Genomic DNA, 9,128 nt, shown 5'->3' on the forward strand with positions numbered 1-9,128 from the left:
TGGCCAGTATCGGCAGTTCGCTGAAGTTTTGCCTGCTGGCCGAAGGGGCGGCCGATTGCTATCCGCGCCTGGCGCCGACTTCGCAGTGGGACACGGCGGCAGCGCAAGGCGTGCTGGAAGGCGCTGGCGGTGAGGTGCTGGAGTTGAGCGGCGAACCGTTCAGCTATCCGGCGCGGGAGTCGCTGTTGAATGCGTTCTTTCTGGCGCTGCCGGCGAAAGCGGCCTGGCGGGAGAAACTGCTGGAATTGGCACGCGCATAAGATCGCTGCCACGCGCTGATGCAAAATCCTTGTGGGAGCGAGCTTGCTCCCACAGGTTTTGCGGTGGTCCTGGTTTACCGGTGCAACACGTACTGCCCGATAAACCTCACCGCATCCTCATCACGACCTTCATTGACGACCCGCGTATGCAGCGTCAACCGCGCTCGGCTGTATCGCTGGAAGGTGGTCAGGAATTTCTTCCAGATCACCGGGTCCGGCGCCTGGCAAATGGCGTTGGCATCGCCCGTCACCGGCAGCGGATAGCTGATCTGCCCTTCCTGAATCACGATGTGCCCGTCGGTAATGCCTTCTTCCTTAAGGCGCAAATGCAGCCAGCCCCAACCGGCCAGGACCGCGCCGCAATACAGGCTGCCGCCGAACATGGTGCTCTTGTGGTTGACGTTGGCATCCAGCGGCAAGTGCAGGCGCAGTTGCTGGTCATGCCAATCGAGCACTTTGAGGCCCATGTCCCGGGTGAGGGGAATGTCGTGATGGAGGACTGATTCCAGTTGTCGACTGTCGCGGCTCATTCAGGGGCCTCTTGCTTGAAGTGGATGATTGGACGGTAGCTCAGTCGAGGTCGTCAGGGTGGGCCGAGGCGCCACTGTCGGCGAAACTCAGACCGTGTTTGCGCAGTTTGTCGTGCAGGGTCTTGCGCGGAATGCCGAGGGCTTCGGCGACGCTGCGCACGGAGCTGTGCGAGCGGGCCAGTTCGGCGGCGATGAGGGTTTTTTCGAAGTTCTCCACTTGCTCGCTCAAACCGCCGCTGACGACTTCGACCCTGTTGCCAGCGCCGCCTTGCGGCGTGCTGTTGTCGAGGGCCAGTTCCAGCCCGAGGGCAAAACGCTCAGCCGCATTTTGCAGCTCGCGCACGTTGCCGGGCCAGGTGTGGCGCAGCAGCAAGGCACGTTGTCCCGGTTGCAGTTCATGGGGCGGCAAGCCGTGGCGGGCACTGGCTTCCTCGGCGAAATGCTGGAACAGCATCAGGGCATCTTCGCCCCGTTCGCGCAGCGGCGGAATCCGTAGCGGCGCGACGTTCAGGCGGTAATACAGGTCGGCACGGAAACGCCCCTGATCCGCCGCCTGGCGCAGGTCTTCCTTGGTCGCGGCGATGATACGGATGTCCAGCGGGATCAGTTGATTGCCGCCCAGGCGTTCGACTACTCGCTCTTGCAGCAAGCGCAGCAATTTGACCTGCACATCCAGGCTCATGCTTTCGATTTCATCGAGGAACAGTGTGCCGCCATTGGCGAATTCGAACTTGCCGATGCGGCGTTTCTGCGCGCCAGTGAAGGCGCCGGGTTCATGGCCGAACAGCTCGCTTTCGACCACGGATTCGGCCAGGGCACCGGCGTTGATGGCTACGAACGGACCGTTGCGACGGCTTGATAAATCGTGCAGCGCCCGGGCCACGACTTCTTTGCCAGCGCCGGTTTCGCCGAGGATCAGCACATCGGCCTTGGTCGCCGCCAGGGCACCGATCTGCTCGCGCAGGCGCAGCATCGAAGGTGAGTGACCAACCAGGCGAGCGCTTAACTCATTGCGGTCGCTCAAGGCCAGCCGCAGGCTGCGGTTGTCCAGCACCAGTCGGCGCAGGGCCAATGCGCGGCGCACGCTGTCGAGCAGGGCGTCACTGGCAAACGGTTTTTCCAGAAAGTCATAGGCCCCGGCGCGCATGGCCTGCACGGCCAGCGGCACATCGCCGTGGCCGGTGATCAGCAGCACCGGTAGTTCAGGGTCCTGGGCATGCAGTTCGGTCAGCAGTTCGAGACCGTCCATGCCGGGCATGCGGATATCACTGACCACCACACCCGGCCAGTCGCGCTCCAGTTGCGCGGCCAGGCCCTTGGCTTCGGCCAGCGGCAGGATTTTCAGGCCCGCCAGATCCAGCGTCTGGCTCAGGGCCTGGCGCAAGTGGGGATCGTCGTCGATCAACACGACCTGAATGCGGTTGTCGATGGTCATGCACTTCGGTCCTCGGACGGTTGCAGGCTCACGCCCGGTGCGCCTGCGCGCAGCTTCAGGGTAATCAGGGCGCCGCCCTCCTTGTGGTTGGCGAACGACAGTTCACCGCCGAAGGCGCGCATCAGGGTTTCGCAAATCGCCAGCCCCAAACCCAGGCCCTGGGTTCGGGTCTTGGTGGTGTAGAACGGCTCGCTGGCGCGCCCAAGGGCTTCCATGCAAAAGCCGGGGCCGTTGTCGCGAATGTACAGGTTGACGCCATCGGCCGTGGATTGGGCACTCAGCCAGAGTTTACGTGGCGGGCCTTTTTCCGTCAGGGCATCCAGGGCGTTGGCCAGCAGATTGCCGAGTACCTGGCGCAGTCGGGTTTCCCCGGCCTCGACCCACAGGGTGGCGGCGGGCAAGTCGCGGATCAGCTCGACTTCCATGCTGCGTCGACGCTTGGCCAGCAAGGCCAGGGCATCGTCCAGCGCCGGTTGCAGGGCGACGCTTTCCGGGGCATGCCGGTCGCGCCGGGCAAAGGCGCGCAAGTGGGCGATGATCGAGGCCATGCGACCGGTCAATTCACTGATCAGCTTGAGGTTGCCGCGGGCATCGTCGGTGCGCTGGTGATCGAGCAGCACCTCGGCGTTTTCCGCGTAGCTGCGAATCGCTGCCAGTGGCTGATTGAGTTCGTGGCTGATGCTCGCCGACATGGTGCCCAGTGCCGACAACTTGCCGGCCTGCACCAGATCATCCTGGGCGCGTACCAGCTCCTGCTGGGCCTGTTCACGCTCCAGCACTTCCTGTTTCAGGCGCCGGTTCAGGCCTTCGAGATCGCTGGTGCGCTCGGCGACCCGACCTTCCAGCTCGCGGCGGGCCTTGGCTTCGAAAGCGATGCGTTCGAGGTAATGGCGACGGCGCTGCATCATCAGGCCGAGCAGCAGCATCAACACCAGCAACGCTGCGCCACCGATGGCCACCACCGTGCGCACCGGACGGTCGATCAAGGTGCGCGGGGCGAGGATGCTGACGTCCCAGCCGGTTTCGGCGATCTGCCGGGTCTGGGTCAGCCAGGCATTGGGATTGAGCTTCAGTGGTTTGGGATCGCGGGTTGGATAGGGCTGGATCGCTGTGATGGCTTTGCTTTCTTCCTCGTTCAACGGGCGAGTCGAGCGGAATCGCCACTCCGGTCGCGAGGTGAGAATGACCACGCCGTTGTGGTCGGTCAGCAGCAGTTGTTCCGGAGTTTTGCCCCAGAGGCTTTCGGTGTGGTCGAGGTCGACCTTGACCACCAGCACTCCGACGATTTTCTCGCCATCGCGTACGCCGGCGGCGAAGAAATAGCCGCGCTTGGCGGAGGTTGTACCCAAACCAAAGAAGCGCCCGAGTCGCCCGGCCATGGCTTCGCTGAAATACGGCCGGAAGGAAAAATTGCGCCCGACGAAACTGTCGTGTTTGTCCCAGTTAGAGGCGGCCAGGGTCTTGCCGGTGGCGTCCATCAGGTACATGACTTCGGCGCCGGTCTGGGTGGCGATGTTTTTCAGCAGGCGGTTGGCGTTGCCTTGGGTGACGCCATCGTCCGGCGCGCCGAGAACGGCACGCAATGCCGGCAGGTCGCCGAGGATCTGCGGCAACACTTCATAGCGATGCAGGGTACCCAGCAGGTTGGCGACGTAGAGGTCGAGGGTCTGACGATTCTGACTGGCCAGCTCGCTGCGGTAGTAACGCTCGGCGAGATGCTCCAGCGGCCACAGCAACGGTGCCAGGCACAGTGCCAGCAGGGCCAGACTGCGCCAACGGGGTCTGGGGGGGAGAGTCGGTTTCATGAGCAGCATGCGCCTGTGGGTACAGGCGCATTATGCCTAGGCTTGCGGGCGCAGTCTGCGCAGCAAGTGATGCAGCAATCGGGACGCAGGGTCAGGAAAAAACGTCAGCATCCTTGAACAGTGGCGCGGCCTGATCCTTGGCGGACAGCAACGGTGCAGACTCCAGCTCCCAGTCGATGGCCAGGTCCGGATCGTCCCAGCGAATGCTGCGCTCGGCGGACGGGGTGTAGTAGTCAGTGGTTTTATAAAGAAACTCGGCGTAGTCACTCAGCACCACGAAACCGTGGGCGAAGCCTTCCGGTACCCAGAGTTGGCGATGATTGGCGGCAGACAGACGTACCGCGACCCATTTGCCGAAGTTCGGTGAGCTGCGGCGAATGTCCACAGTCACATCGAGTACTTCACCGTCGGTTACCCGGACCAGTTTGCCCTGGGTATTTTCCAGTTGGTAATGCAGGCCGCGTAGCACGCCCTTTTGCGAGCGGGAGTGGTTGTCCTGAACGAACTGAGTGTTCAGGCCGGTGGCTTCTTCGAAAGCCTTGGCATTGAAGCTCTCATAGAAGAAACCACGTTCGTCGCCAAAGACCTTGGGTTCAAGGATCAGAACACCGGGCAGGTCGGTGGTTACTACATTCATGGTGGCTCTCCAGCAGTGTGCGTTGAATGGTCGCCATTCTTGCGCAAAGCGCCGACCGGGGCGAGTGCTCAAGTAAAAATCTACTGGCCTGTTCCAGCCCCCGCAAATGACCATTACCGGTTCCGGGGGGTTGCGTATCGCCCGAACCAGTGGCGATATAGGCGCCTAATAAAATTTCAGGGGTCGTTGTATGCCGCTCGCCACGTTGATTCATCGCGCCAGTTTGCCCAGCCCGCAGGTGTCTGCGGAGCAAGCGCGAGCGCTGCTGGAGGAACATTACGGGTTCAGCGGCAGTTTGCAGGCCCTTGGCAGCCAGCAAGACCTGAATTACCGCGTCGACAGCGAGCAGGGACGTTTCGTCCTGAAAATCTGCCGTGGCGACTACTCGGTACTTGAGCTTCAGGCACAGCATGCCGGGCTCAAGCATCTGGGCGAGCACCCCGATGTTCATGTGCCGCGTGTTATTCCTGCGAAAAACGGTGCAGACCTGCTGTCTCTGGACGTGGGTGGCCAGGCGGTGCACGTTCGCCTGCTCGATTACATTGAAGGCCAGCCGCTGACGAGCCTCGGTCATTTCAACCCGACGGTGGTGTCCGGCTTCGGTCGCCTGTGCGGTGAAATGGACCTGGCCCTGGCGGATTTCGATCATCCGGGACTGGTGCGAACCCTGCAATGGGACGCCCGCCATGCTCACGCCCTGATCGCGCACTTGCTGCCGGTGATCAAGGACGAAGCCCAGCGCAAACTGATCGTCGAAGCGTCCGGGCAAGCCGAGCGGCATTTGCAGCCACTGCAGGACAAACTGCCGGTGCAGGCCATTCACATGGACATCACCGACGACAATGTGGTGTGGCAACGTGATGCGCAGCGCCATTGGCTGCTGCAAGGCGTGATCGATTTCGGCGATCTGGTGCGCACCTGGCGCATTACCGATCTGTCGGTGACCTGCGCCGCGCTGCTGCATCATGGCGAGGGCGATCCGTTCTGCATTCTGCCGGCCATCCAGGCGTATCACGCGGTCAATCCGTTGCAGCACGAAGAGCTGCTGGCGTTGTGGCCGCTGATTGTCGCCCGCGCGGCGGTGTTGGTGCTCAGCGGCGAACAGCAGGTCAGCATCGATCCGGGCAATGCCTACAGCCGCGATAACCTGCTCCATGAATGGGAAATCTTCCGTGTGGCCACGTCGGTGCCGTTGGCGCTGATGGAAGCGGCGATCCTCACGGCCGTCGGCCAGAACCTGACCCCCATCGGCAGTGAAGGCTTCGCGCCGTTGTTGCCGAGCCTGGTGGGACGTGAGTTCGCGCTGATCGACCTGGGCGTACTCAGTCCGCATTTCGAGGGCGGGAACTGGGAGCAGGAAGGCGTCGATCAGCGCCTGCTGGATGAAGCGGCCGCGGCACATGGCCTGGCGGCCAGTCGTTACGGGCAATACCGCCTGTCCCACACCCGCCCGGACAGCGCCACTGAACCTGACACTTGCCCGTTGCACGTCGAATTGCGCGTGCCTCAGGGCACGGCGGTCGAAGCACCGTTTGCCGGGGTGGTGCATCACCCATCGGCGGGCGTGCTGCAACTGGACGGCCCGGAACTGAGTGTGCGGCTTTGGGGTGTTACGCCGTCGCTGCACAGCGGCGCAGCCCTGGTCAAAGGCCAGGTACTGGGCTCGGTCAACGGGCCATTGATCGTGCAACTGTGTCGTGGCGCGTCGATCAATGCGCCGTTGTTCTGTACACCTTCGCGCGCGTCGGCGTGGCAAGCGTTATGCCCGTCGCCGGCAGCGTTGCTGGGGCTGGCGTGTGACGCCGAAGCCGAGCTCGACGGAGCGACGTTGCTGGCCCGGCGAGACGCCAGTTTCGCCCGTACGCAAAAACATTATTACGTTGATCCGCCGCGCATCGAACGCGGCTGGCGCAACCATTTGATCGACATGCAGGGCCGCTCTTACCTCGACATGCTCAACAACGTCGCGGTGCTGGGTCACGGCCATCCGCGCATGGCCGCCGTCGCCAGTCGTCAGTGGTCGTTGCTCAACACCAACTCGCGTTTCAACTACGCGGCCGTGGCCGAGTTCTCCGAGCGTTTGCTGAAGCTGTCCCCCGATGGCATGGACCGCGTGTTCCTGGTCAACAGCGGTAGCGAGGCCAACGACCTGGCGATTCGACTGGCGTGGGCCTACAGCGGCGGCCGCGACATGCTCAGTGTGCTGGAGGCCTATCACGGCTGGACGGTGGGGGCCGACTCGGTGTCGACCTCGATCGCCGACAACCCCAAGGCCTTGAGCAGTCGCCCGGACTGGGTGCACCCGGTGACCGCGCCAAACACCTATCGCGGTGAATTCCGTGGCCCCGACAGCACGCCGGATTATGTGCGTAGCGTCGAACACAACCTGGCGAAAATCGCCRAGCAGCAACGCCAATTGGCCGGTTTCATTTGCGAGCCGGTGTATGGCAATGCCGGCGGTATCTCGCTGCCACCAGGTTATTTGAAACAAGTCTATGCAATGGTCCGGGCCAGAGGCGGCGTGTGCATCGCCGACGAAGTGCAGGTCGGCTACGGGCGCATGGGGGATTTCTTCTGGGGCTTCGAAGAACAGGGCGTGGTGCCGGATATCATCACCATGGCCAAGGGAATGGGCAACGGCCAGCCGCTGGGTGCTGTCATCACCCGCAGGGAAATCGCCGAGGCGCTGGAGGCCGAGGGTTACTTCTTCTCGTCCGCCGGCGGCAGCCCGGTCAGTTGCCAGGTCGGCATGGCGGTGCTGGATGTAATGGAAGAAGAAAAACTCTGGGAGAACGCCCAGGTCGTTGGTGGGCACTTCAAGAGGCGCCTCGAAGCGTTGATCGATATTCATCCGTTAGTGGGCGCGGTGCACGGTTCCGGTTTCTACCTGGGCGTCGAACTGATCCGCAACCGCGAAACCCTGGAGCCGGCCACCGAAGAAACCACTGCACTGTGCGATCGCTTGCGTGAGCTGGGGATCTTCATGCAGCCGACCGGCGACTACCTGAACATCCTCAAGATCAAGCCGCCGATGGTCACTTCGCGCCAGAGCGTGGATTTCTTCGTGGACATGCTGTCGAAGGTGCTTGCGGAAGGCCTGTGAACACATCCCCTGTAGGAGCGAGCCTGCTCGCGATAGCGGTCTTTCAGTCGAAAAAACTGTGTCTGACATGGCCTCATCGCGAGCAGGCTCACTCCCACATGGATGGCGGTATTAGTTCGATTGATATCGGCCTTTTATCGGTTGTTTTTGTAACGGTGGATGTAAGGTGCTTTAAACGTCGATATTTATCGGATATAAAGTTGCCATTATCCACGGCGTGTACCAATGCGCTTCCATTTCTGTCAGGCATCAATGCCACTCCGGAGTCCTGAGCCATGACCACGTTGAACAGCACCCCTCGCGCCGACGGCTTCTACATGCCAGCCGAATGGGCACCCCAAACCCAGACCTGGATGATCTGGCCCGAGCGCCCGGACAACTGGCGCCTGGGCGGCAAACCGGCACAATCCGCGCATGTGGCAGTGGCCAAGGCCATCGCCCGTTTCGAACCGGTGACCGTGGCGGTTTCCGCCGGCCAGTACGAAAACGCCCGTGCCCGTCTGGACGTGCCGAATATTCGTGTGGTGGAAATGTCCAGCGACGACGCCTGGGTCCGAGACTCCGGTCCGACCTTCGTCATCAATAACAGTGGCGAAGTCCGTGGCGTGAACTGGGACTTCAACGCCTGGGGCGGCTTTGACGGCGGCTTGTATTCGCCGTGGAACCGCGACTCACAGGTTGGTGGCAAGATCCTCGAGATCGAGCGCAGCCCGCGCTACCGCACTGAAGGCTTCGTGCTGGAAGGCGGCTCGATTCACGTCGACGGCGAAGGCACGCTGATCACCACCGAAGAATGCCTGCTCAACCGCAATCGCAACCCGCACATGAATCGCGCGGAAATCGAAGCGGCCCTGAGTGCGAACCTGGCTGTGGATAAAATCATCTGGCTGCCGGATGGCTTGTTCAACGACGAAACCGACGGCCATGTGGATAACTTCTGCTGCTACGTGCGTCCGGGTGAAGTGCTGTTGGCCTGGACCGATGATCCTCAGGACCCGAACTACCCGCGCTGCCAGGCCGCGATGAAAGTGCTGCAAAGCAGCACCGACGCCAAGGGCCGCCCGTTCACGGTGCACAAAATGCCGATCCCGGGGCCGCTGTTTGCGACCGAGCAAGAGTGCGCCGGTGTCGATCCGGTGGACGGTACTCAGGAGCGTAACCCGACTGTTCGTCTGGCCGGTTCCTACGTGAACTTCCTGATCGTCAACGGCGGCATCATCGCGCCGAGCTTTGACGACCCGCAGGATGGCCCGGCAAAAGAAATCCTGCAGAACCTGTTTCCACAGCATGAAGTGGTGATGGTGCCTGGTCGCGAACTGTTACTGGGGGGCGGCAATATTCACTGCCTTACCCAGCAG

7 protein-coding genes are annotated in these 9,128 nt (G+C 62.2%); 3 read left to right on the plus strand and 4 right to left on the minus strand.

Annotated features, from left to right (window positions below):
* On the plus strand, positions 1 to 260 hold a 260-nt coding region (locus ACXRVY_RS10610), incomplete at its 5' end, for a 3'(2'),5'-bisphosphate nucleotidase CysQ family protein (RefSeq protein ID WP_458237361.1).
* A 74-nt stretch (positions 261 to 334) separates the two neighbouring features.
* Here the strand turns inward: ACXRVY_RS10610 and ACXRVY_RS10615 are convergent.
* The 4 genes from ACXRVY_RS10615 to rfbC form a co-directional block, all read right to left on the minus strand.
* The gene (locus ACXRVY_RS10615; protein WP_223462738.1) at positions 335 to 790 is read right to left on the minus strand and encodes a YiiD C-terminal domain-containing protein; all 456 of its coding nucleotides are present in this window, start codon (positions 788 to 790) and stop codon (positions 335 to 337) included.
* Positions 791 to 830: 40 nt separating this feature from the next.
* Positions 831 to 2,225, minus strand: coding sequence for a sigma-54-dependent transcriptional regulator (locus ACXRVY_RS10620; RefSeq protein ID WP_223462737.1), 1,395 nt, complete (start codon positions 2,223 to 2,225; stop codon positions 831 to 833).
* Entirely contained in the window at positions 2,222 to 4,030 is a 1,809-nt protein-coding gene (locus ACXRVY_RS10625) for a sensor histidine kinase (protein ID WP_223462736.1), read from the minus strand. The genes ACXRVY_RS10620 and ACXRVY_RS10625 overlap by 4 nt, the downstream gene beginning before the upstream one ends.
* A gap of 91 nt (positions 4,031 to 4,121) precedes the next feature.
* Positions 4,122 to 4,667 (minus strand): dTDP-4-dehydrorhamnose 3,5-epimerase, encoded by a 546-nt coding sequence (rfbC, locus tag ACXRVY_RS10630; RefSeq protein ID WP_223462735.1) that lies wholly within the window; start codon positions 4,665 to 4,667, stop codon positions 4,122 to 4,124.
* Positions 4,668 to 4,857: 190 nt separating this feature from the next.
* Between rfbC and ACXRVY_RS10635 the strand changes: the two genes are divergently transcribed.
* Together ACXRVY_RS10635 and aguA are read left to right on the plus strand one after the other, a co-directional pair.
* Positions 4,858 to 7,770, plus strand: a complete 2,913-nt coding sequence (locus tag ACXRVY_RS10635; RefSeq protein ID WP_458237362.1) for an aminotransferase — start codon at positions 4,858 to 4,860, stop codon at positions 7,768 to 7,770.
* Positions 7,771 to 8,045: 275 nt separating this feature from the next.
* On the plus strand, positions 8,046 to 9,128 hold a 1,083-nt coding region (aguA, locus tag ACXRVY_RS10640; protein ID WP_458237363.1), incomplete at its 3' end, for an agmatine deiminase.

The sequence above is a fragment of the Pseudomonas sp. P5_A2_2 genome, from assembly GCF_054177685.1.

Excerpts from the sequence above, each read along its gene's own strand:
- ACXRVY_RS10615 (WP_223462738.1), bottom strand. The coding sequence starts at position 790 with ATGAGCCGCGACAGTCGACAACTGGAATCAGTCCTCCATCACGACATT.
- ACXRVY_RS10620 (WP_223462737.1), bottom strand. The coding sequence starts at position 2,225 with ATGACCATCGACAACCGCATTCAGGTCGTGTTGATCGACGACGATCCC.
- ACXRVY_RS10625 (WP_223462736.1), bottom strand. The coding sequence starts at position 4,030 with ATGAAACCGACTCTCCCCCCCAGACCCCGTTGGCGCAGTCTGGCCCTG.
- rfbC (WP_223462735.1), bottom strand. The coding sequence starts at position 4,667 with ATGAATGTAGTAACCACCGACCTGCCCGGTGTTCTGATCCTTGAACCC.